Raw genomic sequence first — 23,675 nt, 5'->3', positions numbered from 1 at the left:
GCTACCGGGAATGATCAACCATCCGCCAGACTTGGGGCGGACGTAGTTGATTTTCGCAACCAGCGCCTGACCCGGTCACCGTCGCCCTCAGGGTCGCGCACTGGCTGACCTGGACGGGGTGGGCGGACATGGCACGGCAGACGGTCGCGGACCGGTTGGCGACGGCGCTCGGCGCCGTCCTGGGCACCTCGGAGCTTCCCCTGCGGCTGCGCGGCTGGGATGGCTCCCTCGCCGGCCCTCCGGGAGCCCCGGTGGTGGCCGTCCGGTCCCGGCGGGCGTTGCGGCGGCTGGTGTGGTCGCCCGGGCAGCTCGGGCTGGGCCGGGCCTACGTCGCCGGCGAGATCGACGTCGAGGACGACGTCTTCGCCACCTTCTCTGCGGTGAGCTCCGTCGGCCGGCTGTCCGAGACCGGGCCGATGGCCGCCCCCACGCTGCGCGAGCGGCTCGGGCTGGTCGGCACCGCACTGCGCCTGGGCGCGATCGGCCCCGAGCCGGTGCCGCCGGCGGAGGAGGCCGACCTCGGCCGGGCCGGGGGCCGACACTCCCGCTCCCGGGACGCCGCGGCGATCGCCCACCACTACGACGTCGGCAACGACTTCTACTCCCTGGTGCTCGGGCCCTCGATGGTCTACTCCTGCGCGGTCTGGGAGTCCCCGGACGCCGGACTGGAGGCCGCCCAGGAGGCCAAGCTCGACCTGGTCTGCCGCAAGCTCGGGCTCATCCCCGGCGCCCGACTGCTGGACGTCGGCTGCGGCTGGGGCAGCATGGCGATCCACGCCGCGCAGCGCTACGGCGTGACGGTCGTGGGCATCACGCTGTCGGAGGAGCAGGCCCGGATGGCCCGCAAGCGGGTGGCCGAGGCCGGGCTGACCGACAAGGTCGACATCCGGGTGCAGGACTACCGCGCCGTGGACGACGGGCCCTTCGACGCGATCAGTTCCATCGGCATGGCCGAGCACGTCGGGCGGGCGCAGATGCCCGAGTACGTCGCCCGGCTCACCGCGCTCCTGCGCCCCGGTGGCCGGCTGCTCAACCACGCGATCGCCTGGAACGACGGCGAGGCGACGTGGAACCCCGACACCTTCATCGCCCGCTACGTCTTTCCGGACGGCGAGCTGCTCAGCATCGGCGAGATGGTCGGCCGGCTGGAGGGCGGCGGGCTCGAGGTGCTCGACGTGGAGGCGCTGCGTCGGCACTACGCCCTGACTCTGCGGGCCTGGGTGCAGCGACTGGAGGAGGACTGGGATGCCGCCGTCGAGCTGACCAGCGAGGGCCGGGCCCGGGTCTGGCGGCTGTACATGGCCGCCTGCGCGCTGGCCTTCGAGGCCGGGAACATGGGCGTGAACCAGGTGCTGCTGCGCAAGCCGGGCGGCGAGGAGCCGCCGCTGCGGCGCACCGACTGGGTGTGACCCGGGCCGGGACGACGGCCTGCGGTCAGCCGGCGGCCCGCAGCAGGAAGGCGAACGCCGTGGCGTCGTCGGCCGCGGGTCGCCCGGCGGCGTCCTGCACCGCCTCGGTGCGCAGTCCGGCCGCGGTCACCAGCCGCCGGAACCCGTTCTGCGTGTGCCGGTGCAGCGTCCAGGTGCGGTCGACGACGGTGCGGTCGGTTCCCGCGTGCCGCTCGTACCGGAGCTCCGCGCGCCGCGTCCGACTGCCCTCGTCACGCTCCTCGGAGCGCAGGGAGAACCGCAGCAGGGCGCCCTCTGCGGCCAGCGCCTCGTGCATCTCGCCGAACCGGTGCTCCGGTGTCGGCGCGGGGACGAACAGCGGCACCAGCGCGGCACCGTCGTCAGCCAGGTGTGCCCGGATGCCGCGCAAGGAACGCAGCGCGGTGGTGTCGTCCGGCAGCAGGATGAAGGTCGGGCCAGCCAGGAAGATCGAGGAGTACCGGCGCGGCAGGTTCAGCTCCTCCATCCGCTGGTGGTGCAGGACGACGTCGAGCCCGGCGTCAGCGACCGCCCTCCGGCAGCGGTCGAGCATGTCGGCCGACGAGTCGACGCCCTCGACGTCCAAACCCCGACGGCGCAGGTCGAGCAGTGGCTCGCCGTCCCCGCAGCCGAGTTCCAGGGCCGACTCGCCGTGCCGCGCGATGAAGTCGGCATAGGGCGCGGCGTCCTGCGCGGTGGACTTCAGCGGCTGGTAGAGCTCCGCAACGATGCCGGTATAGAACCTGTCAGCCTTCCGGGCGCGTCACGCGGGTTGCAGCCGGAAGGGACTGTCGCCGTCCCGCGTTACCGTGGAGAGTCCGGCGCGGAGCTGCGCCGAAGCCCCCAAGCGAAGGATGCGCGTGAGCGACGGCCCCCTGATCGTCCAGTCGGACAAGACCCTGCTGCTCGAGGTCGACCACCCGCTCTCCAAGGAGTGTCGCGCGGCGATCGCGCCGTTCGCGGAGCTGGAACGCTCCCCCGAGCACGTGCACACCTACCGGGTCACCCCGCTGGCGCTGTGGAACGCGCGCGCCGCCGGGCACGACGCGGAGCAGGTCGTCGATGCACTGGTGCGCTACTCGCGCTACCCCGTGCCGCACGCGCTGCTGGTCGACATCGCCGACACGATGGACCGCTACGGCCGGCTGACCCTGGCCAACAACCCGGTGCACGGCCTGGTGCTGAGCAGCACCGACCGCGCCGTGCTCGAGGAGGTCGTCCGCAGCAAGCGGGTGGGTCCGATGCTCGGCGCACGGATCGACACCGACTCCGTCGTCGTGCACCCCTCCGAGCGCGGCCGGCTCAAGCAGGCGCTGCTGAAGATCGGCTGGCCGGCCGAGGACCTCGCGGGCTACGTCGACGGGCAGGCCCACCAGATCGAGCTCGACCAGGCAGACTGGCATCTGCGCGACTACCAGCAGCAGGCCGTCGACGGCTTCTGGGCCGGTGGCTCGGGCGTGGTCGTGCTGCCCTGTGGTGCGGGCAAGACTTTGGTCGGTGCCGCGGCGATGGCCGAGGCCAAGGCCACCACGCTGATCCTGGTCACCAACACCGTTGCCGGCCGGCAGTGGAAGCGCGAGCTCATCGCCCGCACGACGCTGACCGAGGAGGAGATCGGCGAGTACTCCGGGGAGCGCAAGGAGATCCGGCCGGTCACCATCGCGACCTACCAGGTGATCACCACCCGCCGGAAGGGCGAGTACCGGCACCTGGACCTCTTCGACGCCCAGGACTGGGGCCTGATCATTTACGACGAGGTGCACCTGCTGCCGGCGCCGATCTTCCGGCTGACCGCCGACCTGCAGTCCCGCCGCCGGCTCGGCCTGACCGCCACGCTGGTGCGCGAGGACGGGCGCGAGGACGACGTCTTCTCCCTCATCGGCCCGAAGCGGTACGACGCACCGTGGCGGGACATCGAGGCGCAGGGCTACATCGCGCCGGCCGAGTGCATCGAGGTGCGGGTCTCCCTCGACGACGAGGAACGGATGACCTACGCGGTCGCCGAACCCGAGGAGCGCTACCGGATCGCCGCCACCGCGCAGTCGAAGCTGCCGGTGATCCGCCGGGTGCTGGAGCGCCACCCCGACGAGCCGTCGCTGGTGATCGGCGCCTACCTCGACCAACTCGAAGAGCTCGGCGCCGCGCTCGACGCCCCGGTCATCCAGGGATCGACGACCAACAAGGAGCGCGAGCGGCTGTATCAGGCCTTCCGCACCGGCGAGATCCGCACCCTCGTGGTGTCCAAGGTGGCCAACTTCTCCATCGACCTGCCGGAGGCCGCGGTCGCCGTCCAGGTGTCGGGGACGTTCGGCTCGCGGCAGGAGGAGGCCCAGCGCCTGGGCCGGGTGCTGCGCCCCAAGGCCGACGGACGGCAGGCGCACTTCTACACCGTCGTCAGCCGGGACACCCTGGACAGCGAGTACGCCGCCCACCGGCAGCGCTTCCTCGCCGAGCAGGGCTACGCGTACACGATCGTGGACGCCGCCGACCTGGCCGGGCCCGGCGAGGTCAACGGCCCGGACTGGGTGGACGAGCCCGCCGACTGACCGTGGTAGCACTTGACGTGCTACGGTGACCCTATGACCAGGATCGGCGTCCGTGAACTCCGGCAGAATGCGAGCGCCTACCTCGCTCTGGTCAAGGCGGGCGAGACGGTCGAGGTCACGGAGCGCGGCGAGTTGGTCGCGGTGCTCGTCCCGCCATCCCCTGCTACCACCGCCCGCGAGCGGCTCATCGCCGAGGGGCGCCTCGTTCCGGCGAGCGCGCCGTTCCGGTTCCCACGGCGAGTCCAGCCCCCCGCCGGCAGTCCGGACAGCGGGACGGTCCTGGACGAGCTTCGCGCCGAGCGGCTGTGATCCAGCTCGATTCCTCGGCGCTGGCGAAGCTCGTTCTCGCCGAGCCCGAGTCCGACGCGCTCGAGGCCTGGCTGTCGGCCCGGACAGAACTCACCGTCGTGGCCAGCGACCTGGTTCGCGTGGAGGTGGTTCGGGCGGTCGCCCGGCTGGAGCCGGGCGCAGTACCGACCGCCCGGGCGTTGCTCGCCGGCCTCTACTTGGTGCCCGTGACGACGGATCTGCTGGAGCTGGCAGCGGGAGCGGGTCCGTCCTCGCTGCGCAGTCTGGACGCGATCCATCTGGCGACGGCCACGATCCTGGGCCCGGAGCTGGAGGCCTTCGTGGTCTACGACCACCGACTGGCCGGGGCCGCCGTCGACGCAGGGCTCCCCGTCACCCGCCCCTCGTGACGGCGGACGGGGTCAGCGGCGGAGATCGAGGGACATCAGCACCTCGTCGCGCCGGTCGCCCGGGGTGACCTGCAGCGCCCCGGGCCACCGGCCCCGCCACCGTCCAGCCGAACCGGGCGTAGAAGTCCTCGAGTCCCATCCCGCCGCGTACCTCCAGGCGGAGCAGTTCGAGCCCGAGGTCGTGCGCAGCCCGGTGGACCTCGGTCATCAGGGCCCGTGCGACACCGGTGCCGCGCGCAGCCAGTGCGGTCTGCACCCGGGTCACCCGGCCCCAGTGCGCCAGAACCGGGTTCGCGTTGCCGGTGAGCACCAGCCAGCCGGCCAGCGCGCCGTCCCGCTCGGCCACCAACAGCCGCCCGAGCCGCGGGTCGAGAGCTGCGACGACGCCGTCGACCGCGGGCGCGACGTCGTCATCGGTGACCGGGAGCAGCTCGGCGAAGCCGACCGCGCCGCCGGCGTTGGCCACGTCCCGCCAGCAGACCGTGAGGGCCTGTCGCAGCGGACCGGCCACCTCGCCCGGGGCGGTGTACCAGCGCAAGGACGCCCCGGAGCGCACGGTCACCCCGGGAGTCCGGCAGCGGGTCGACCGACCGGCCCGCCTCCGCGGATCACCCGCCCAGGTGTTCCCGGATGGCGGCGGTGACCTGGTCCGGCGAGTCCTCCGTCGGAATGTGCTTGCCCGGCACCTCGACGAGGTCGGCGCCGGGCACCTGGTCGACGTAGCGCTGAGCGAACTCGAGCTTCTGGAACTCGTCGTCCCGGCCCCAGACCAGGCGGGTGGGCAGCGCCCGCTCCACCAGGCCGGGGACCAAATCCAGGGTGAACCGGGCGTCGGCGGCCGCGGCCATCGCCGTCCAGGACCGCACCCGCACCTCGTCGTGCCACGGCGAGACGTAGTCCTCGACCTCGGCGTCCGACAGCTGCCGCCCCACCGCCGCACGGGTGCTCTGCCGACGCGCGGCGAGCAGGTCGTCCACGGTCGTCGTGCTCCGCACGGCGGCGTCGCGGAACCGTTCGACGGCCGGCACCGGCCACGAGTCGAGCAGCACCGCGTTCATCATCACCAGGCTGCGCACCCGGGCCGGCTGGTGCACCACCAGGTGCTGGGCGATCGCGCCGCCGATGTCGTGCGCGGCCAGGTCGAACTCCTGCACCCCGAGCGCGTCCGCGGCGCCCAGCACCGTGCCGGCCAGCGCCGGCGCGGTCGCCGCGGCGAGATCGAGCTCGCCACCGCTGCGACCGAACCCGGGCAGGTCCAGGGCGATGCAGTGCCGGGTCTTCCCCAGCTCGTCCAGGACCGGCTGCCACACCCGGCTCCAGAACGTGCCGTGCAGCAGCACCAGCGGCGGGGCCTCCAGGTCGCCGGCCTCCAGGTAGGACAGCTCGATCCCGTCCACGTCCACCTGCTGACGCTGCATCCGATCCCCCCTCGTCCCTGCGTCCGATCCGGAACGCACGCCTGGCGCACTGCCCAGCGACACCCGGTACGAACCGTCGGACTAATGGATCGGGCAGCCGGACCGCTGCTCGACTGCGCCCGGACTCGCGCCGCCGCTGGACCCGCCGCCGTGCCCGGGGCCGAGGCTTCGGGGAACGGCCGATTCCCCACAGCGAGGGCAGGCAGGGCAGGATCGTGCGGTCCGGCCACCGTGAAGGAGAATCACACCCGTGCTCGTGAGAACGCCGACCCGCCGTACGGCAGTCACCGCAGTCCTGACCACCGCCGTCTTTGCACTTGCCGGTTGTGGGGGCGACACCTCCAGCTCCGCGACCGGCGGCGCCGCGGGCAGCAGCGCGTCGCCGCTGCCGAGCGTGTCGGCCGACGACGCGCTGGCCGCCCGGGTGCCCGACAGCATCGCCGCCGACGGGGTGCTCTCGGTCGGCAGCGACACGACGTACGCGCCGAGTGAGTTCATCGCCGAGGACGGCAGCACGATCGTCGGGTTCGATGTGGACCTGTTCACGCTGGTGGCACAGAAGCTGGGCCTCGAGGCGGAGTTCACGACCGCACCGTTCGACTCGATCATCGCCGGGGTCGGCTCGGGCAAGTACGAGGCCGGCGTCTCCTCCTTCACCATCAACCCCGAGCGGCTGGCCCAGGTCAACATGGTCAGCTACTACGCCGCCGGCACCCAGTGGTCGACGAAGAAGGGCAACCCGGAGGGCGTCGACCCGGAGAACGCCTGCGGTCTGGCCATCGCGGTGCAGAAGGCGACCGTCCAGGTCGACGACGTCACCGCCCGCTCCCGGGCCTGCACGGACGCCGGCAAGCCCGCCATCACGATCGACCAGTACGAGGCCCAGAGCGACGCCACCGCCGCCGTCGTGTCCGGAAAGGACGTCGCGGGCCTGGCTGACTCCCCGGTCATGGCCTACGCGGTCCAGCAGACCAACGGTCAGCTGGAGCTGCTCGGCGACGTCTACGACGCCGCGCCCTACGGCTACGTGGTGCCCAAGGACCAGACCGAATTCGCGCAGGCGATCGCGGACGCGGTGCAGGCACTCATCGCCGACGGGTCCTACGAGAAGGTGCTGGAGAACTGGGGCGTGCTGGACGGCGCCATTCCCGACCCCACGGTGAACCCCACCGTCGGCTGACCGATGGCCGCCGACACGATCCCCAGACCGGCACCGCCCGAGCAGATCCGGGCGGTGCCCGTCCGGCACGCCGGCCGGTGGGTCGCGGCCGCGGTCATCGCGGTGTTGGCCGCGATGTTCGTCCACATGCTGGTCACCAACCCGGTGTTCCAGTGGGGGTTCATGGTCGACAACATGTTCGCCCCGCCGGTCCTGCGCGGTGCCCGGACGACGCTGCTGATGACCGTGCTCGCCATGGTGCTCGGCGTGGTGCTCGGCATCGGGGTCGCGGTCATGCGGCTGTCGCCGAACCCGGTGGTGTCGGCGGCGGCCTGGACCTACGTGTGGTTCTTCCGCGCCATCCCGCGCATCGTGCTGCTCTTCTTCTGCGCCAACCTCGGCGCGCTGTACGCGACCTACGAGCTGGGCATCCCGTTCGACCGTCAGCTGATGGGCGCCCTCGGCCTCGACGGCGACCTGCGGTTCCTCGGCCTCGACGGCAACCAGATCTTCGCCGGGTTCACCGCCGGCCTGATCGGACTGGTCCTGTCCGAGGCCGCGTACATGGCCGAGATCGTCCGGGCCGGGATCCAGGCGGTGGACCCCGGGCAGACCGAGGCGGCCGGGGCCCTCGGCATGAGCCGCAGCACGACGATGCGCCGCATCGTGCTCCCGCAGGCGATGCGCGTCATCATTCCGCCGACCGGCAACGAGACCATCGCCATGCTGAAGGACACCTCGCTGCTGATCGCGGTACCGGTGACCTCCGAACTGAACTTCCAGCTGCGGGCGATCGGCAGCCGGACCTTCCAGATCATTCCGCTCGCCGTGGCCTCGATCCTCTGGTACGTGGCCTTGTCCAGCCTGCTCATGGTGGGCCAGCACTTCCTGGAGAAGCGATTCAGCCGGGGATTCGGCTCTCGGGAGACCCGGGCCCAGCGGGCCGCACGGGAGGCCGACGCCGTGGGGAGCACCCATTGAGAGACGTCGTCGACGCACCGGTCGGTCCGCCGATGGTCAAGGCGGAGGGCGTCCGCAAGAGCTTCGGGCATGTGGAGGTGCTCAAGGGCATCGACCTGGAGGTCGCGGCACGCGAGGTGCTGTGCGTGATCGGCCCGTCCGGGTCCGGGAAGTCGACCTTCCTGCGTTGCATCAACCACCTGGAGAAGATCAACTCCGGCCGACTGTGGGTGGACGATCACCTGGTCGGCTACCGAGAACGGGGCGGCAAGCTGCACGAGCTCCCGGACCGCGAGGTCTCCGCGCAGCGCCGCGACATCGGCATGGTGTTCCAGCGCTTCAACCTCTTTCCGCACATGACCGCGTTGCAGAACGTCATCGAGGCACCGACCCGGGTCAAGCGCGTCGGCAAGCAGGAGTCCCGCGCACGCGGACAGGAACTGCTGGAGCGGGTGGGGCTGGGTGACCGCGTCCACGCCTACCCGAACCAGCTCTCCGGGGGTCAGCAGCAGCGGGTGGCGATCGCCCGGGCGCTGGCCATGGAACCCAAGCTGATGCTGTTCGACGAGCCGACGTCGGCGCTGGACCCCGAACTCGTCGGCGAGGTCCTGGACGTGATGCGGGGCCTGGCCGCCGACGGCATGACCATGGTGGTCGTCACCCACGAGATGGGCTTCGCGCGCGAGGTGGGCGACACGCTGGTGTTCATGGACGACGGCGCTGTCGTCGAGGCCGGCGATCCCAAGGTGGTGCTGACCGATCCCCAGCACCAGCGGACACAGGCCTTCCTGTCCAAGGTGCTGTAACCGGCCCGTCACCGCTGCACCCGGCCGGTCGAAGGCAGGGTGACGTCTCCCACCCCCGGGCACCGCTGCGTCGGGGGCTGCCCTGGGAGACTGAGCGGACCCCCCTGCCACACCGATCCCGGCACACCCGGGTGCCCCGGGTGGCTGGGCGTGTCGGACCGATCCGACACACGATGGACCACGCGATGGGAGACACAGCACTGGCGCGCGCAACACCGGCAGCCACCGCCCAGTCCGACTCGGCCCGGCCCCTGCGGGCCTGGCAGGCGACTGCGCTGACGCAGTACGAGGAGCAGCAGCCCAAGGACTTCCTGGTCACCGCCACCCCGGGGGCGGGCAAGACGACGTTCGCGCTGACCCTTGCCCAGCGACTGCTCGCCAAGCGGGAGGTCGCCCGGGTGGTCGTGGTCTGCCCGACCGACCACCTGCGGCTGCAGTGGGCCGACGCCGCCGACCGGATGGGCATCGTGCTGGACCCCGGGCTGACCAACGCGGTCGGCCCGGTGCGGGCCGGCACGCAGGGCTACGTGACCACCTACGCGCAGGTCGCCGGCAAGCCGATGCTGCACGCGGCGCGGGCCACGGCCGGAAAGTCGCTGATCATCCTGGACGAGGTGCACCACGCCGGTGACGGCCTGTCCTGGGGTGAGGCCATCGAGGAGGCGTTCAGCTTCGCCGCCCGCCGGCTGTGCCTGACCGGGACGCCGTTCCGCACCAAGGCCGACGAGCGGATCCCCTTCGTGCGCTACGAGGAGGACACCTTCGAGGGCGACGACGGCACGGGCGGCGTGGGGCTGGCCAGCCGGGCGGACTACACCTACGGCTACAAGGAGGCGCTGGCCGACGCCGTCGTCCGGCCGGTCGTGTTCGCCGCCTACACCGGCACCTCCCGCTGGCGGAACTCCGCCGGCGAGGTGGTCGCCGCATCGCTGTCGGAGGCCGCCACCCGGTCGGTGGAGATGCAGGCCTGGCGGACAGCGCTGGACCCCAAGGGCCAGTGGGTGCCGCACGTCATCGCGGCGATGGACGACCGGATCACCCACCTGCGCGAGACCGGCGTCCCGGACGCGGCCGGGCTGGTGCTGGCCAGCGACCAGGACGACGCCCGGGCCTACGCCAAGATCGTCCGCCGGGTGACCGGCAAGGCCCCGGAGCTGATCCTCTCCGACGACCCGAAGGCGTCGAAGAAGATCGAGCGCTTCGCCACCGGGTCGGCGCGGATCGCGGTCTGCGTGCGGATGGTGTCCGAGGGCGTGGACATCCCCCGCGCCGCGGTCCTGGCCTGGATGACCTCCTACCGGACGCCGCTGTTCTTCGCCCAGGCCGTCGGCCGCGTGGTGCGGGCACGCAATCCGCAGGAGTCCGCGACGGTGTTCCTGCCCGCGGTGCGGCCGCTCCTGACGCTGGCCGCGTCGCTGGAGGAAGAACGCAACCACGTTCTGCCGCCGCCGAAGACGGCCCAGGACGACGATCTGGAGGCGCTGGACCTGCCGCCGCGCGAGGAGCGCGAGGGCGCCGCGCCGCAGTGGGAGGCGCTGGAGGCCGACGCCCGGTTCGCGCACGTGCTGCACGGCGGGACGGCGCACACCGGCGAGGGCACCCCGGCGGTGACCCTGGCGCCGCTGGGCGCCGAGGAGGAGGAGTTCCTGGGCATCCCCGGGCTACTCACCCCCGCCCAGACCGCCGAACTGCTGGCCAAGCGTGACGACGAGCTGAGAGTGCGCATCGCGCAGCACCGGCACACCGACGACTCCGACGACGACGGCCACCTGGTCGAGGAACTGCCCGAGGTCGAGACCGGCGGATCGTGGCGCGACGCCGCAGAGCTGCGCCGGGAGATCAACCGGCTGGTCAGCAAGGTGTCGGCGCGGACCTCGACCCCGCACGCGGTGGTGCACACCCAACTGCGCCAGTCGGTGCCCGGACCGCCGTCCGCCTCGGCGCCGGTGGACGTGCTCCGCGCCCGGCGGGAGCGCCTGCGCACGATGCTGTGACACTGCGGTCCTCCGGACCGCTGAGCCGCTTCGCCGCTCGCTCCCTCGCCTTGCACGCTCTTCGGACACCTTGCACGTGGTGCACCGCGTGCAAGGCAGCAGAAGAGCGTGCAATGCGGCACGTCACCGATCGTGGCACGGCCTCGCGACAGGTCCGGCTCGCACGGCGCCGACGTGCTCAGTGCTGCCGTCGCCGGCCGGGCAGCCAGGAGCCGCGCCGGCCGCCGTGCCGCGCCGCCGTCTGGATGAGCTCGCGCCGGTAGGCCAGTTCGGCTTCCAGCGCCTCGTTGGGGTAACGCAGCGTCATGACCGTCACCTTTGTGTCGTCCGGTGGGGACGTGGAGGACGGTCGTCCGTCCTGAGGTGGGGTCGGCCGCACCGGTCGGTCACGCAGTCCCGCGGCCGGTGGGCACCTCACACCGACCTGAGGGACCTCAGGCACCGCAGACAGGCGCGGGGACGATCCTGGCCGCGGCAGGGATAGCCGCGCCGCCCGCGGGGAACACCTCAGCGCGAGCGCCCCGGCGACTGCCCGCCGCGCTGAGAGGAGCACCGTGCCCGACAACGGCAGCACCGACCTGCCCCCCACCGTCTTCGTGCTCTACGGGGCCACCGGCGACCTCGCGCACCGGATGGTCCTGCCGGCCTTCTACCAGCTCGCCCAGCACGGCCTGCTGCCCGCCGACTGGCGGCTGGTCGGCAACGGCCGCGGCGACGTGTCCCACGAGGACTTCGCCGGACGGGTGCACGACTCGCTGGCCGAGTTCGGCCCGCACCCCGACGAGGGCCCGTGGGACGAGTTCAGCTCCCGGCTCCGGTTCGCCGGCGGCGGGTTCGCCTCCGACGACCCCGGCAGCCTGCTCGACGTGCTGGCCGAGGCCCGCGAGGACCTCGGCGAGGAGGCGCAGCTGGTCCACTACCTGGCCATCCCACCGACCGCGTTCGCCGGTATCACCCGGGGCCTGGCCGAGCACGGCCTGGCCAAGGGGTCGCGCGTGGTCTACGAGAAGCCCTACGGCACCTCCCCGGAGTCCTTCCGCGAACTCGACGAGCTCGTGCTGTCGGTGCTCGAGGAGGAGCAGGTCTTCCGGATCGACCACTTCCTGGGCAAGGAGGGCACCCAGGACCTGCACGTGCTGCGCTTCGCGAACGGGCTGTTCGAGCACATCTGGAGTCGCGAGCACATCCGCCAGGTGCAGATCGACGTCCCGGAGACCCTGGACGTCGCCCAGCGGGCGGAGTTCTGCGACGCCACCGGCGCCACCCTGGACATGCTGGTCACCCACCTGTTCCAGGTCGCCGCCGAGGTGGCCATGGAGCCGCCGGTGTCGCTGCGGCCGGCCGACCTGCAGGACGCCCGCGAGTCGGTGCTGGCGGCCTTCCGGCCGCTGACGCCCCAGGACGTCGTCCTGGGGCAGTTCGAGGGCTACACCGACATCGACGGCGTGGCCGACGACTCGCAGACCGACACCTTCGTGGCCGCCAGGCTGATGATCGACACCGATCGGTGGCGGGACGTGCCTTTCCTGCTGCGCACCGGTAAGAAGCTGGCCGCCGGCGAGCAGCGGGTGAGCCTGCTGCTGCACAAGCCCGACGGCCCGGTCACCCAGCTGCCCGGGTACGGCAACGTGGTGTCGCTGTCGCTGTCCGGCGCCGGATCGCTGGACCTGCACCTGATCGCCAAGGAGCCCGGGCCAGACCTGTCGCTGGCCGAGGCCACCACCAGCCTGGACCTGGCGGACATCCCGGGTGGCGATCCACTCCCGCCCTACGTCTCGCTGATCCACGACGTGATCACCGGCGACCGGTCGCTGTTCACCACCAGTGCAGGACTGTCCGCGGCCTGGGCCGCGATCCAGCCGGTGCTCGACGACCGGCCGGCGGTGCAGCCCTACGCCGGAGGTTCGTGGGGGCCGGTGGCCGCCAACGAGCTGCCCGGCCCGTGCGGCTGGCTGCTGGGCCAGACCGAGGGCTGAGCCACCGCCGAAAGCACGAGAGCCCCGTCCACGCATGGACGGGGCTCTCGTGCGTTCGGGTCCGGACCGGACGCTGGTCGCCTCGCGGCGGTTTGCACATCCGCAGCTCCAGGCCCCCGACCGAGGTCGGGGCGGTGTTCCGCGGCGGCAGTTACTAGTGGAGCCCGGGGACACAGGTCGCCCGGTCCGGACATCCCCAGAGTACTCTCCCGGCGGATGGCGGAGCCATGCGCCGGCGGTCCGCAGGACACGTCCATGTACCTGTCAGCGCGGCGCAGCCGGTCGGACACCATGACCGGCCGGCCCTCGGATGGTCATCCAGCTGACTGTCCGGTGCCGCGCACACCGCCGGCCCGGCGATGATGGGGAGTCACCGGGACGAGGAGTCAGAGCATGAGCGCTGCCGTACCGCCCGTGGACGTGCCGACGCGGCCGGGCGGCGCGCCGCGGATCACGCTCATCGACGCGGCGTCGGCGGGCCTGCTCCTGCGCCAGCACTTCTCCTCCGGCGATCCCGGACCGGTCATAGCCTCGCTGGCTCACGTGCCAGAGCTGGTGGGCCCCACCCTTCCCTTCCTCGGTGCGGTGCTCGGGCCGTCGTGGATACCGGCGCGCGAGAAGGAAATAGTCATCCTGCGCACCTCTGCGGTGATGGGCTGCCGTTACTGCACCGAGGCGCACAGCGTCGTGGCGCTGGACTCGGGGTTGAACGTGCGGGAAGTTCGAGCACTCCGCGGAGAGCTGCCGGTCGGTGACGTGTTCACCGCCGAGGAGGAGCGGGCTCTCGTCGCCTGGTGCGACGCCGTGGCGCAGGGGGCCGAGGCCGACATCAGGCAGGCGCGGCAGGTGCTCGACGTCGACGATGCCCGCCTGGTCGAGCTGACCCTGCTGGTCGCCACCACGGTGATGCTCAACCGCTACGCCACCGCGTTGGCCCTGCCGACGTCGCTGGACGTGCGGGAACGCCTGCTCCGGGAGGACCTGTGACCGCCCTTGCGCAGGCCCTGGCCAAGGGATCCCTCGGCAACCGACTGTGGCTCTACAGCAACTACCACTGCAACCTGACCTGCACCTACTGCCTCACCGAGTCTGGCCCACTGGTCAGCCGGCGCGAACTCGACCCGGACACCATGGTCGACCTCGCGCACGAGGCCCGCGCACTCGGGTTCACCCAGCTGGGGATCACCGGCGGCGAACCCTTTCTCATCCCGCACATGCCCGAGCTGCTGCTCGAGCTCTCCCGCGTGCTGCCCGTCCTCGTCCTTACCAACGGCACGCTGTTCCGGCGGGCGCTGCTCGACCGGATGGCTCCGCTTGCCGACGCCGATGTCACCCTGCAGATCTCGCTGGACCACCCCGACCCCGTGGCCAACGACGTCATGCGCGGGCCGCAGAACTTCCGCAAGGTGGTCGACGCGGTACCAGCTCTCCTGCGGCACGGCATCGGCGTGCGCATCGCCACCACAGTCGAGGACCCGGACGCCGACGACCTCGCCCGGCTCTGCGCGCTACACCGGAACCTCGGTATCACCGACGACGACCACATCGTCCGTCCGATCCTCCGGCGTGGTCGCGCGCGGACCGGGGACATGGGCGTGGTCGCCCGGTACCTGGATCTCCCCCCCGAACTCACCGTCACCGCGGACGGCGCATTCTGGTCCCCCTTCGGGCCGACGGTCACCGGTGGTGTGCTCGACACCGACCTGCTGCTCACCCGGACGGTCCGCCCGCTCCAGCGGCCGGTGCAGGCGATGCTGACGGTCCTCGGCGCCCGGCCGGAGGGCGCGGACAGCACCCTCAACATCCGTTAGGCGTGATCCAGCGGCACCCGGTCGGGTGTCTGCACCACCCTCTTCCACCCCGATCGGCGAGGTCCCATGGCCAGAGCGACGAGCGACCCGATGACAGCCCCAGCCGTCGAGGGGCCTGACCAAGGGAAGGCCGCCCGGGCGACGCTCGCGGCCGTCCGGATCGCACTCGGTCTGCTGTGGATCCAGGGCGTGGGCTGGAAGACCCCGCCGGACTTCGGGCAGGAAGCGGGCCGGGGACTGTTCAGGTACACCAGGTACGCGGTCGACCACCCCGTCCTGCCGCCGTTCAGTTGGTTGATCGAGAACCTCGTGCTCCCTCACTTCGTCTTCTTCGGCTACCTGACCTTGCTGCTCGAAGCCAGCATCGGGGCCTTTCTCCTGGTCGGACTGGCCACCCGGTTCTGGGCCGCCATGGGCATCGTCCAGACCACAGCCATCACCCTGTCGGTGCTGAACGCGCCGAACGAGTGGCCGTGGTCGTACTACCTGATGTTCGCGGCCCACGTCGTCGTGCTGACCACGGCGGCCGGTCGGAGCGCCGGCATGGACGGCCAGCTGCGACCGGTGTGGCGGCGATCGCCGGGCCGGGTGGCACGCGTGCTGCTGAGGGTGTCGTGAACGCCCCCGACCCAGAGACGGGACGGCGCCAGCTCTTCCAGGCCGGCTACGGCCTCAGTGCCGCCGCCGGGGTGGCGACCGTGTCCGCCGTGGTGCCCGGCAACGACGCGGTGCGCTTCGTCACGGTGCCCCCGGCCGCTGTCGCGGCACTGGTGGTGGTGGCCCTCCTCGGGGTTCTCGGCACCCGCCTCGGACGCGCGTCGCTCCTCGCCGCCGCCAGCGGCCTCAGCGGTGCGGTGAGCCTCCTGCAACTGGTCCAGGCAGGCCGCAGCTGGAACTGGCTGGGCGGCAACGGTTCCACCGCCGCCTTCTTCGCCGCCCTGGCGATCGGCTTCGGCGCGCTCTGTCACGTCGCCGTGGCCCGCTCACGGGGGGCCAGGACCGACCAGCCGCAACCGGAATCGCCAGATGTGCGAGGCGAGCGATAGACCAGCAGCGAAGGTACGACCTGGTGATCGAGTGGGCGGCTCTCGTGGGCGGGGCGGGGCGGTTGCCTCAGCCGTCGGCCACCCCCCGGAGGCCGTCCTCGTCGAGGAGCCGGATCGAGGCGTAGCCGAGTGCCACGAGGCCTCGCCGCTCCAGTTCCTTGAGCACCTTGTTGAGTGAGGGCCGCGCCACGCCGAGCATCGCCGCCAGAGTGCGCTGGGGCAGCTCGACCGTCCCGTCCTCGGACTCGTCGACCAGAAGGCCGGCCAGCTGCGCCACCAGGGGGCGGCCGAGCAGGGAGATCAGTCGGCCGTGGCTGGTGGCCAGCCGCTGCGCCACGCTCGACAACCAACGCCGGGCCAATGCCGGGTGCCGGCCGAGCAACTCCTCGAAGGCGGTCGGCGACAGGTACAGGCACACGGTGTCGGCGAGCGCACGGGCCGAGTACGGGGTGGGGATCCCGAGCAGCAGGGGGATGTCGCCCTCGACGTCACCGGGGCGCCGCAACCCGATCACCACCCCTCCGCGCGGTGTCGCGACGCCGAGCTCGACGTGACCGGAACGGACGATCCACACGCCAGGGCGGTCACCGGCGGCGCCGCCGAATACCGGCTCGTCCCGCCGGAACCGGGTCGGGGTGATCCGGTCGGCCAGCGCAGTCACGTCCTGCGGGCCGAGCGGGGACGCGCTGCCCCGACCGACGCATCGAGCGACCCACGCAGCGTCACGGATTTGTACGTCCCGAGGCGTCAGGGCCGCGTCGGCGGGGAACAGCGCTGTCCATCGCCCTAGGTCCACGCCGTTGTCACCCCAGGGGACGGGTCGGTGACCGAACGAGTCGAATCGTGGCGTCTCACTCTCAATCACCTCTCCGATGAGCGTGACCCCGGTTGAACCGCCCTCGCGCTCTTCGAGGGCGCTGCCCCCATCTTGTTGTGATCCTGGACGCCTCGCGGCCCGGCCCGTCGGTGATCCCGGAGTCCCAGGCCCAGGTCTCGGCCTGGCTGCTGCAGGTGTCCGGTCCAGTCCGCCCGTCCCGCCAGTAGGTGCCGGCGCTCCCGGCGGGGTTCCGGTACGAGCCGAGTGGAGGCGGTGGAGCAGACATGGCGGGGACGGTAGCGGGTTCGGCGTCCGGGCCGGCCGCCCGCGGGGCCGTGCCAGACTCCCGGCGTGGCGGACCTGACCGACGCCGAGGCCCGGGTCCTGGAGTGCGTGGACGAACAATGGCTGGTCGACCGGCTGCGCGAGCTGGTCGCCGTCCCGTCGGTCGGCGGTACGGCCGCGGAGTCCGAGGCCCAGCACCTGGTCGCCGGCTGGCTGACCGCGGACGGCGCCGACGTCGACGCCTGGCCGATCGACCTGCTCGCGGCCGCGGGCGCCGAGGACGCCCCCGGCCAGGAGGTCACCCGGACTGAGGCCTGGGGTGTGGTGGGCACGCTGGCCGGCGTCGAGGACGGCGAGCCCGGCCTGGTGCTGTGCGGGCACACGGACGTCGTCCCGGCCGGCGACCCGACGCTGTGGCCGGCCGACCCGTTCACCCCGCGGGTCACCGATGGGCTGCTGCACGGACGCGGCGCCTGCGACATGAAGGGCGGGCTGGTCGCCGCGCTCGGCGCCGTCCGCGCGGTGCAGGCCGCCGGCGTGCGGCTGGTCCGGCCGCTGGCGGTGCACAGCGTCGTCGGCGAGGAGGACGGCGGGCTGGGCGCCTGGGCGACCCTAGCCCGCGGGCACCGGGGTGCCGCCTGCATCATCCCCGAGCCGACCGCCGGCACGGTGATGACCGCCAACGCCGGGGCGCTGACCTTCCGGCTGACCGTCATCGGGCTGGCCGCGCACGGCGCGATGCGGGACGCCGGGATCAGCGCGGTCACCCTGTTCGAGCGCGTGCACGCGGCGCTGCGGCAGTTCGAGGCCGAGCGGCAGCGCGGCACCGAAGGCCGGTTCGTCGGCACCGAGCTGCCCTACGGGATCTCCATCGGGCTGCTGCGGGCCGGCGACTGGGCGAGCACCGTCCCCGACCGGCTGGTGGCCGAGGGCCGCTACGGGGTCCGGGTCGGCGAGGCGGTGTCGGAGGCGCGCGCGGAGTTCGAGTCGACCGTGGCCCGGGCCTGCGCCGACCACCCGTGGCTGTCCGGGCACCCGGTGCGGGTCGAGTGGGTCGGCGGCAGCTTCGCCAGCGGACAGCTCCTCCAGGACTCCCCGCTGCTGCCGCGGGTGCAGCAGGCGGCGGTGGACGCCGGCGGTCCGCGCCCGGTGGAGAAGGCACTCCCGGCCGGCACCGACCTGCGGCTCTACGCGGCCGCGGGCATTCCGACGCTGCACCTGGGTCCCGGTGACCTGCGGCTGGCCCACGCGCCTCGGGAGAACGTGCCGATCGCCGAGGTGGTACACGTGGCCCGGGCGCTGGCGCTCACCGCCGTCCGCAGCTGTGGTGTCGCATGATCTCGTTCGCAACCTGGGCTCAGCTCGCCGGCGACTCCCCCACCTCGCGGACCGAGTGGGCCGCGGTCGTTGGCTCGTGGTCCGAGCCGCACCGCCGCTACCACGTCCTGGCTCACCTGGCGGCAGTGCTCGGCATCGTCGGGGAGCTTGCCGGGCACGCCGCCGACCCGGCCGCCGTCCGGCTCGCCGCCTGGTACCACGACGTCGCCTACGACCCGACGCGCGAGGACAACGAGCGGGTCAGCGCCGCCCGCGCCCGGATCGGCCTGCTCGGGCTGGTGGACGACGCGACGCGCACGGAGGTCGAGCGGCTGGTGCTGCTGACCGCCGGGCACGACCCGGCGCCCGGCGACGCCAACGGTGCGGTGCTCTGCGACGCCGACCTCGCCGTGCTGGCCGGACCGGCCGAGGCCTACGCCGCCTACGCGTCGGCGGTGCGGGAGGAGTACGGGCACCTGTCCGACGAGGTCTTCACCGCCGGTCGCACCGCCGTCCTGCAGCAGTTGCTGGCGCTGCCGGCGCTCTACCGGCTACCGGAGACCGCGGCGCAGTGGACCGACCGGGCGCGGGCCAACCTGACGGCCGAACTCGGCCTGCTGCGGAACCGGGCTCACCCCATCGGGTGACACCGGCAGACCTGGGGTAGCCGCACCCGCGGGCAGCACCCACTGTCGGGCTGCGGTCGCACCGCCGGTCATCCGACCGGGCCCGGCACGGCCGCCTGGAGAGGGAGTTCCCATGCGGCTCGGTACCGGCATCTTCCTGATCGCCCTCGGCGCCATCCTGACCTTCGCCGTCGACGTACAGGTCAGCGGCGTGGACCTGCGGGTCGTGGGCTGGATCCTGATGGCCGCCGGCGTGCTCGGCGTGCTCGTGGAGCTGGCCGTCTGGGCTCCGCGTCGGCGCCGGACCGTCCAGACCGAGGCCCGCGGGAGCACTCCGGACGGCGCGCCCGCCCGGCGGACGACCACCGACGAGAGCTACTGATCTGATCCGCCCGGCGCCGCCGCGACCCGCGGTTTCCTGACCCGCAACCCGGCGGCCAGCAGCCGCTGCAGCAGCTCGCGACAGCCGACCGGCTCGGCGCCGGCGGACACCGCCCGGTCGTAGAGCTCCTCCGGGACGTCGTAGTGATCGCCCTGGAAGGCCCGCCGCGGGATGTCCAGCGCGGCGGCGAAGGCGTGCAGCTCCTGGTGGCTGACGTCGCTGACCAGGTGCGACCAGCGCCGGCCACGCCAGGGCCACACGGGGGTGTCGATCAGCACGGGCACCGGGCCAGTCTGCCCGCCGGCGGGCACGGCGGTCCGGCTAGCGTCTTCCCGGTGACCACTGAGATCCGCTGGGGAGTCGTCGGGCCGGGCCGGATCGCGGAGCAGGTGGTCGAGGACTTCTCGGTGGTGAACGGCGCCCGGGCGGTCGCGGTGGCCTCGCGTTCGCTGGACCGCGCCCGCGACTTCGCTTCCCGCCACGGGCTGGAGCGGTCCTACGGCTCCTACGCCGAGGTGATCGCCGACCCGGAGGTCGACGTCCTCTACGTCGCCACCCCGCACCCCCAGCACGCCGCGATCGCCCGCGCCGCCATCGAAGCGGGCAAGGCGCTGCTGGTGGAGAAGTCCTTCACCGCCACGAGCGCCGGCGCCATCGAGGTGGTCGACCTGGCCCGGCAGCACGGCGTGTTCGTCATGGAGGCCATGTGGACCCGGTTCCAGCCGGCCGTGGTCGCCCTGCGGGAGCTGATCGCCGACGGCGCGATCGGGAAGGTCCGCTCCGTGCAGGCCGATCTGGGGGTACAGCGCGAGTTCGACCCCGAGGATCGGCTGTTCAGCCACGAGCTCGGCGGCGGCGCGCTGCTCGACCTCGGGGTGTACGTCGTCTCCTTCGCCCAGATGCTGCTCGGCTCCCCCGACACGGTCAGCGCCGTCGGCTCCCAGTTCCCCACCGGGGTCGACGCCGAGGCCTCGCTGCTGCTCGGCTACGCCGACGGGCGCTCGGCCGCGCTGATGACCTCGCTGCGCAACGCGTTGCCCGGCCAGGCCCGGGTGTTCGGCACGCAGGGGTGGATCGACGTCCTGCCGCGGTTCCACCACCCGCAGACGTTTGTGCTGCACCGCGGGGACGCCGAGCCGGAGACCATCTCCCGCCCGCAGCTCGGCAGCGGCTACGCCCACGAGCTGTTCGAGGTCACCGAGTGCCTGCAGGCCGGCCGCACGGAGAGCACGGTCATGCCGCTGGCCGACACCCTCGCCGTCCAGGCAGTTCTGCAGCAGGCCGCCGAGCAGCTGGGCGTGCACCACGCGGAGGCTCCTGTCGACCTCTAGCCGGCTGCTTTCCGCCGCGCGGCTGGTGGCTCCGGCGCCGGCCAGGCCGACCCGGTCGCCTGCGCCATCGTGGGCACCCGGGTGGCCGGCCGGCCGGTGCGCTGCACCGCCTCGGCGAAGACCACGGCGTCGATGACGGCCGCGCCGCCCGGGTCGTTGTTGAGGTACACGAGGACGTCCGAGTCCGCGCCGTAGCCGGCCGCGAGCCGCTCGGCCCACAACTGGAGGGTCCCCGGCCGGTAGCGGGGCCACGGTTCGGCGGCCCCGGTGTGCAGGCGGAGGTAGCCCCAGTCGGTGGTGCGCCACAGCGGGGTCAGCGGCTGCTCGTCTCGGTCGGCCCAGCACAGCGCCGCCCCGTACCGCTCCAGCAGTGCCCGCACCTCGTCGGTCCACCAGCTCTCGTGTCGCGGCTCCACGGCCACCCGGGTGCCGGCGGGGAACTGCGCCAGGCAGTCCCGCAGCAGGTCCACGTCGGCGCGCAGGGTGGGCGGCAGCTGCAGCAGGATCGCGTCCAGCCGGTCACCGAGCCCGGCGGCCCGCTCCATCAGCCGACCGACCGGCTCCTCGGGTTCGCGCATCCGCTTGATGTGGGTCAGGAAGCGGCTGGCCTTCACCGCCCACCGGTAGTCCGGCGGGGTGCGCTCCCGCCACGCCCCGAAGGTGGTCTTCTCGGGCAGCCGGTAGAAGGCGTTGTTGCTCTCGACGGTGGCGAAGTGCGCGGCGTGGTGCTCGAGCCACAGCCGCTGGGGCAGCTTCGGCGGGTAGAAGCGGCCGCGCCAGTCGCGGTACTGCCACCCGGACGTCCCGATGATCACCGTCACCCCGCCCGCCTACCCTGCTCGGCCATGACCGACTCCCCCGCGCGCTTCAAGGACATCTGCCTGGACGCCCACGACCACCAGGCGCTCGCCGACTGGTGGTGCGCGGCGATGGGGTACGTCCGGCGGGACACCCTCGGACCGCGGCAGACCGAGCACGAGTGGACCCGCCCGCTGGACTGGCCGGTGCCGATCGCCGACCCGGCCGGGCACGGCCCGCTGATCTGGGTCATCCCGGTGCCCGAGGGCAAGACGGTCAAGAACCGGATGCACCACGACGTCGTCGGCGACACCCAGGCGCTGGTCACGCTCGGGGCCACCGTCGTCCGGGCCAGCGACGACCGCCCCGGCCACGAGGCGGACTTCGCCGCCGGGGAGGTCAGCTGGGACGTGCTGGTCGACCCGGAGGGCAACGAGTTCTGCTGCTTCGCCCCCCGGCGGCACGCCTTCCCCCAGCCCGAGAGCTGAGTCCCCGTCGTCGACGCCTCGGCCCGGGAACGCCGACAGGGGCGGCCCCGCGTGTGCGGAACCGCCCCTGCCGGGCAGTGCTGGTCGTGCAGTGTTGCTGGTGGTGCGTGTCAGCTGGCGCTGACGGCGGGACTCAGAAGTCCATGCCGCCCATGCCGCCGTCGCCGCCGCCGCCCATGGCCGGGGCGTTCTTCTCCGGCTTGTCGGCGATGACGGCCTCGGTGGTGAGGAAGAGCGCCGCGATGGAGGCGGCGTTCTGCAGCGCCGAGCGGGTGACCTTGGCCGGGTCGATGATGCCGGCCGCGATCAGGTCCACGTACTCGCCGGTGGCGGCGTTGAGGCCCCAGCCGGTCTCGGAGTTGCGGACCTTCTCTGCCACGACGCCGCCCTCGAGGCCGGCGTTGATCGCGATCTGCTTCAGCGGGGCCTCGAGCGCGACGCGCACGATGTTGGCACCGGTCGCCTCGTCGCCTTCGAGCTCGAGCTTGGCGAAGACCGATCCGGCCTGCGCCAGGGCGACGCCACCACCGGCGACGATGCCCTCCTCGACGGCGGCCTTGGCGTTGCGCACCGCGTCCTCGATGCGGTGCTTGCGCTCCTTCAGCTCGACCTCGGTCGCGGCACCGGCCTTGATGACCGCAACGCCACCGGCCAGCTTGGCCAGCCGCTCCTGCAGCTTCTCGCGGTCGTAGTCGGAGTCCGACTTCTCGATCTCGGCGCGAATCTGGTTCACCCGACCCTGGATCTGGTCGGCGTCACCGGAGCCCTCGATGATCGTGGTCTCGTCCTTGGTGGTGACGAACTTGCGCGCCCGGCCCAGCAGGGACAGGTCGGCGGTGTCCAGCTTGAGGCCGACCTCCTCGCTGATGACCTGACCACCGGTGAGGATGGCGATGTCGCCGAGCATGGCCTTGCGACGGTCACCGAACCCGGGGGCCTTCACCGCGACGGACTTGAAGGTCCCGCGGATCTTGTTGACCACCAGGGTCGCGAGGGCCTCGCCCTCGACGTCCTCGGCGATGATCGCCAGCGGCTTGCCGGACTGCATGACCTTCTCCAGCAGCGGGAGCAGGTCCTTGACCGTGGAGATCTTCGAGTTGACGACCAGGATGTAGGGGTCGTCAAGGACGGTCTCCATCCGGTCGGTGTCGGTCACGAAGTAGGCCGACAGGTGACCCTTGTCGAAGCGCATGCCCTCGGTGAGCTCGAGCTCGAGACCGAAGGTGTTGCTCTCCTCGACGGTGATGACGCCTTCCTTGCCGACCTTGTCCATCGCCTCGGCGATGAGCTCGCCGATGGCCGGGTCAGCGGCGGAGATCGAGGCGGTGGCCGCGATCTGCTCCTTGGTCTCGACGTCCTTGGCGGTGCTGAGGAGATAGTCGGAGACGGCGGCGACGGCCTTCTCGATTCCCTTCTTGAGGGCCATCGGGTTGGCGCCGGCGGCGACGTTGCGCAGCCCCTCGCGGACGAGGGCCTGGGCGAGCACGGTGGCGGTGGTGGTGCCGTCACCCGCGACGTCGTCGGTCTTCTTGGCGACCTCCTTGACGAGCTCGGCCCCGATCTTCTCGTACGGGTCCTCGAGCTCGATCTCCTTGGCGATGCTCACACCATCGTTGGTGATGGTGGGGGCGCCCCACTTCTTCTCCAGTACGACGTTCCGGCCACGGGGGCCGAGGGTCACCTTGACGGCGTCGGCGAGGGTGTTCATGCCCCGCTCGAGGCCGCGGCGAGCCTCTTCGTCGAACGCGATCATCTTGGCCATGTGGTGATGTCCTCCATGCGTGGATCGC

Annotated in this window: 26 protein-coding genes; 18 read left to right on the top strand and 8 right to left on the bottom strand. The window is 72.4% G+C overall.

The annotated features are described in order from the left end of the window. Nucleotides 1-128: 128 nt before the first annotated feature. Nucleotides 129-1,409, top strand: a complete 1,281-nt coding sequence (locus BLW04_RS04770) for an SAM-dependent methyltransferase (protein ID WP_091537632.1) — start codon at nt 129-131, stop codon at nt 1,407-1,409. A 25-nt stretch (nt 1,410-1,434) separates the two neighbouring features. Here the strand turns inward: BLW04_RS04770 and BLW04_RS04765 are convergent, their stop codons facing one another. Further along, entirely contained in the window at nt 1,435-2,067 is a 633-nt protein-coding gene (locus BLW04_RS04765; RefSeq protein WP_256375463.1) for a class I SAM-dependent methyltransferase, read from the bottom strand. A 220-nt stretch (nt 2,068-2,287) separates the two neighbouring features. Here BLW04_RS04765 and BLW04_RS04760 point away from each other — a divergent pair, with 220 nt between their 5' ends. The 3 genes from BLW04_RS04760 to BLW04_RS04750 are packed head-to-tail and all read left to right on the top strand — an operon-like array spanning nt 2,288 to nt 4,671. After that, entirely contained in the window at nt 2,288-3,973 is a 1,686-nt protein-coding gene (locus tag BLW04_RS04760) for a DNA repair helicase XPB (RefSeq protein ID WP_091537630.1), read from the top strand. Nucleotides 3,974-4,006: 33 nt separating this feature from the next. Continuing rightward, nucleotides 4,007-4,282, top strand: a complete 276-nt coding sequence (locus tag BLW04_RS04755; protein ID WP_091537629.1) for a type II toxin-antitoxin system Phd/YefM family antitoxin — start codon at nt 4,007-4,009, stop codon at nt 4,280-4,282. Next, complete coding sequence (locus tag BLW04_RS04750; RefSeq protein ID WP_091537628.1) at nt 4,279-4,671, top strand: type II toxin-antitoxin system VapC family toxin; 393 nt, start codon at nt 4,279-4,281, stop codon at nt 4,669-4,671. Before BLW04_RS04755 ends, BLW04_RS04750 begins: the two co-directional genes overlap by 4 nt. Here BLW04_RS04750 and BLW04_RS04745 read toward each other — a convergent pair. Beyond that, nucleotides 4,655-5,233 carry a GNAT family N-acetyltransferase gene (locus tag BLW04_RS04745; protein WP_217630843.1) on the bottom strand — a complete coding sequence of 193 codons (579 nt, stop codon included), beginning with the start codon at nt 5,231-5,233 and terminating at the stop codon, nt 4,655-4,657. The genes BLW04_RS04750 and BLW04_RS04745 overlap by 17 nt on opposite strands. Nucleotides 5,234-5,279: 46 nt before the next feature. Next, a complete protein-coding gene (locus tag BLW04_RS04740) occupies nt 5,280-6,074 on the bottom strand; it encodes an alpha/beta fold hydrolase (protein WP_217630842.1) in 795 nt (264 codons plus the stop codon). A 265-nt stretch (nt 6,075-6,339) separates the two neighbouring features. Here BLW04_RS04740 and BLW04_RS04735 point away from each other — a divergent pair, with 265 nt between their 5' ends. From BLW04_RS04735 to BLW04_RS04720, 4 genes are all read left to right on the top strand, one after another. Further along, on the top strand, nt 6,340-7,269 hold the full coding sequence (locus BLW04_RS04735) for an ABC transporter substrate-binding protein (RefSeq protein WP_091537626.1): 930 nt from the start codon (nt 6,340-6,342) through the stop codon (nt 7,267-7,269). A gap of 3 nt (nt 7,270-7,272) precedes the next feature. After that, the gene (locus BLW04_RS04730) at nt 7,273-8,229 is read left to right on the top strand and encodes an amino acid ABC transporter permease (protein WP_091537625.1); all 957 of its coding nucleotides are present in this window, start codon (nt 7,273-7,275) and stop codon (nt 8,227-8,229) included. Nucleotides 8,230-8,261: 32 nt separating this feature from the next. Continuing rightward, complete coding sequence (locus BLW04_RS04725) at nt 8,262-9,014, top strand: amino acid ABC transporter ATP-binding protein (protein ID WP_091537624.1); 753 nt, start codon at nt 8,262-8,264, stop codon at nt 9,012-9,014. Nucleotides 9,015-9,199: 185 nt separating this feature from the next. Next, nucleotides 9,200-11,008, top strand: coding sequence for a DEAD/DEAH box helicase (locus BLW04_RS04720; RefSeq protein WP_091537623.1), 1,809 nt, complete (start codon nt 9,200-9,202; stop codon nt 11,006-11,008). 178 nt (nt 11,009-11,186) lie between these two features. On the opposite strand, the gene BLW04_RS29115 is transcribed toward BLW04_RS04720, so the two are convergent. Then, on the bottom strand, nt 11,187-11,315 hold the full coding sequence (locus tag BLW04_RS29115) for a hypothetical protein (protein ID WP_256375461.1): 129 nt from the start codon (nt 11,313-11,315) through the stop codon (nt 11,187-11,189). Nucleotides 11,316-11,562: 247 nt separating this feature from the next. Here BLW04_RS29115 and BLW04_RS04715 point away from each other — a divergent pair, with 247 nt between their 5' ends. The 5 genes from BLW04_RS04715 to BLW04_RS04695 all read left to right on the top strand — a co-directional run bounded on the left by BLW04_RS04715 (nt 11,563) and on the right by BLW04_RS04695 (nt 15,841). Continuing rightward, nucleotides 11,563-12,984, top strand: a complete 1,422-nt coding sequence (locus tag BLW04_RS04715) for a glucose-6-phosphate dehydrogenase (RefSeq protein ID WP_091537622.1) — start codon at nt 11,563-11,565, stop codon at nt 12,982-12,984. A gap of 393 nt (nt 12,985-13,377) precedes the next feature. Further along, a complete protein-coding gene (locus BLW04_RS04710) occupies nt 13,378-13,971 on the top strand; it encodes a carboxymuconolactone decarboxylase family protein (RefSeq protein WP_091537621.1) in 594 nt (197 codons plus the stop codon). Next, on the top strand, nt 13,968-14,795 hold the full coding sequence (locus BLW04_RS04705; RefSeq protein ID WP_175483899.1) for a radical SAM protein: 828 nt from the start codon (nt 13,968-13,970) through the stop codon (nt 14,793-14,795). The genes BLW04_RS04710 and BLW04_RS04705 overlap by 4 nt, the downstream gene beginning before the upstream one ends. Before the next feature lie 90 nt (nt 14,796-14,885). Next, on the top strand, nt 14,886-15,413 hold the full coding sequence (locus BLW04_RS04700; RefSeq protein WP_217630841.1) for a TQO small subunit DoxD: 528 nt from the start codon (nt 14,886-14,888) through the stop codon (nt 15,411-15,413). After that, nucleotides 15,410-15,841, top strand: a complete 432-nt coding sequence (locus BLW04_RS04695) for an Rv1678 family membrane protein (protein WP_091537618.1) — start codon at nt 15,410-15,412, stop codon at nt 15,839-15,841. The genes BLW04_RS04700 and BLW04_RS04695 overlap by 4 nt, the downstream gene beginning before the upstream one ends. A 67-nt stretch (nt 15,842-15,908) precedes the next feature. Here BLW04_RS04695 and BLW04_RS04690 read toward each other — a convergent pair whose 3' ends face one another. Next, entirely contained in the window at nt 15,909-16,502 is a 594-nt protein-coding gene (locus tag BLW04_RS04690; protein ID WP_217630840.1) for a Crp/Fnr family transcriptional regulator, read from the bottom strand. A gap of 507 nt (nt 16,503-17,009) precedes the next feature. Between BLW04_RS04690 and BLW04_RS04685 the strand changes: the two genes are divergently transcribed. The 3 genes from BLW04_RS04685 to BLW04_RS04675 all read left to right on the top strand — a co-directional run bounded on the left by BLW04_RS04685 (nt 17,010) and on the right by BLW04_RS04675 (nt 19,268). Continuing rightward, on the top strand, nt 17,010-18,281 hold the full coding sequence (locus tag BLW04_RS04685; RefSeq protein WP_091537617.1) for an ArgE/DapE family deacylase: 1,272 nt from the start codon (nt 17,010-17,012) through the stop codon (nt 18,279-18,281). Beyond that, the gene (locus BLW04_RS04680) at nt 18,278-18,907 is read left to right on the top strand and encodes an HD domain-containing protein (RefSeq protein WP_091537616.1); all 630 of its coding nucleotides are present in this window, start codon (nt 18,278-18,280) and stop codon (nt 18,905-18,907) included. Before BLW04_RS04685 ends, BLW04_RS04680 begins: the two co-directional genes overlap by 4 nt. A 112-nt stretch (nt 18,908-19,019) precedes the next feature. Then, entirely contained in the window at nt 19,020-19,268 is a 249-nt protein-coding gene (locus tag BLW04_RS04675) for a DUF6458 family protein (protein WP_091537615.1), read from the top strand. On the opposite strand, the gene BLW04_RS04670 is transcribed toward BLW04_RS04675, so the two are convergent. After that, nucleotides 19,262-19,552, bottom strand: coding sequence for a DUF4031 domain-containing protein (locus BLW04_RS04670; RefSeq protein WP_091537692.1), 291 nt, complete (start codon nt 19,550-19,552; stop codon nt 19,262-19,264). The genes BLW04_RS04675 and BLW04_RS04670 overlap by 7 nt on opposite strands. A gap of 51 nt (nt 19,553-19,603) precedes the next feature. On the opposite strand from BLW04_RS04670, the gene BLW04_RS04665 reads away from it, so the two are divergent. Continuing rightward, a complete protein-coding gene (locus BLW04_RS04665) occupies nt 19,604-20,599 on the top strand; it encodes a Gfo/Idh/MocA family protein (RefSeq protein WP_091537614.1) in 996 nt (331 codons plus the stop codon). On the opposite strand, the gene BLW04_RS04660 is transcribed toward BLW04_RS04665, so the two are convergent. Continuing rightward, the gene (locus tag BLW04_RS04660; protein ID WP_091537613.1) at nt 20,596-21,420 is read right to left on the bottom strand and encodes a DUF72 domain-containing protein; all 825 of its coding nucleotides are present in this window, start codon (nt 21,418-21,420) and stop codon (nt 20,596-20,598) included. The two genes, BLW04_RS04665 and BLW04_RS04660, sit on opposite strands and share 4 nt — an antisense overlap. Nucleotides 21,421-21,444: 24 nt before the next feature. Between BLW04_RS04660 and BLW04_RS04655 the strand changes: the two genes are divergently transcribed. Continuing rightward, nucleotides 21,445-21,885, top strand: coding sequence for a VOC family protein (locus BLW04_RS04655; protein ID WP_091537612.1), 441 nt, complete (start codon nt 21,445-21,447; stop codon nt 21,883-21,885). 133 nt (nt 21,886-22,018) lie between these two features. Here the strand turns inward: BLW04_RS04655 and groL are convergent, their stop codons facing one another. After that, nucleotides 22,019-23,647 carry a chaperonin GroEL gene (gene groL, locus BLW04_RS04650; protein ID WP_091537611.1) on the bottom strand — a complete coding sequence of 543 codons (1,629 nt, stop codon included), beginning with the start codon at nt 23,645-23,647 and terminating at the stop codon, nt 22,019-22,021. Between the last annotated feature and the right edge of the window lie 28 nt (nt 23,648-23,675).

This window comes from Modestobacter sp. DSM 44400 (assembly GCF_900107175.1).
GTDB lineage: Bacteria > Actinomycetota > Actinomycetes > Mycobacteriales > Geodermatophilaceae > Modestobacter.
Note: the sequence above shows the minus strand (reverse complement) of the source record. Positions and strands in the feature narration are given on the sequence as shown.

Bases quoted from the DNA above. Each gene is read 5' to 3' on its own strand.
- BLW04_RS04770 (WP_091537632.1), top strand. From the start codon at position 129: ATGGCACGGCAGACGGTCGCGGACCGGTTGGCGACGGCGCTCGGCGCC.
- BLW04_RS04755 (WP_091537629.1), top strand. From the start codon at position 4,007: ATGACCAGGATCGGCGTCCGTGAACTCCGGCAGAATGCGAGCGCCTAC.
- BLW04_RS04730 (WP_091537625.1), top strand. From the start codon at position 7,273: ATGGCCGCCGACACGATCCCCAGACCGGCACCGCCCGAGCAGATCCGG.
- BLW04_RS04725 (WP_091537624.1), top strand. From the start codon at position 8,262: ATGGTCAAGGCGGAGGGCGTCCGCAAGAGCTTCGGGCATGTGGAGGTG.
- BLW04_RS04720 (WP_091537623.1), top strand. From the start codon at position 9,200: ATGGGAGACACAGCACTGGCGCGCGCAACACCGGCAGCCACCGCCCAG.
- BLW04_RS29115 (WP_256375461.1), bottom strand. From the start codon at position 11,315: ATGACGCTGCGTTACCCCAACGAGGCGCTGGAAGCCGAACTGGCCTAC.
- BLW04_RS04710 (WP_091537621.1), top strand. From the start codon at position 13,378: ATGAGCGCTGCCGTACCGCCCGTGGACGTGCCGACGCGGCCGGGCGGC.
- BLW04_RS04700 (WP_217630841.1), top strand. From the start codon at position 14,886: ATGACAGCCCCAGCCGTCGAGGGGCCTGACCAAGGGAAGGCCGCCCGG.
- BLW04_RS04680 (WP_091537616.1), top strand. From the start codon at position 18,278: ATGATCTCGTTCGCAACCTGGGCTCAGCTCGCCGGCGACTCCCCCACC.
- BLW04_RS04675 (WP_091537615.1), top strand. From the start codon at position 19,020: ATGCGGCTCGGTACCGGCATCTTCCTGATCGCCCTCGGCGCCATCCTG.
- BLW04_RS04655 (WP_091537612.1), top strand. From the start codon at position 21,445: ATGACCGACTCCCCCGCGCGCTTCAAGGACATCTGCCTGGACGCCCAC.
- groL (WP_091537611.1), bottom strand. From the start codon at position 23,647: ATGGCCAAGATGATCGCGTTCGACGAAGAGGCTCGCCGCGGCCTCGAG.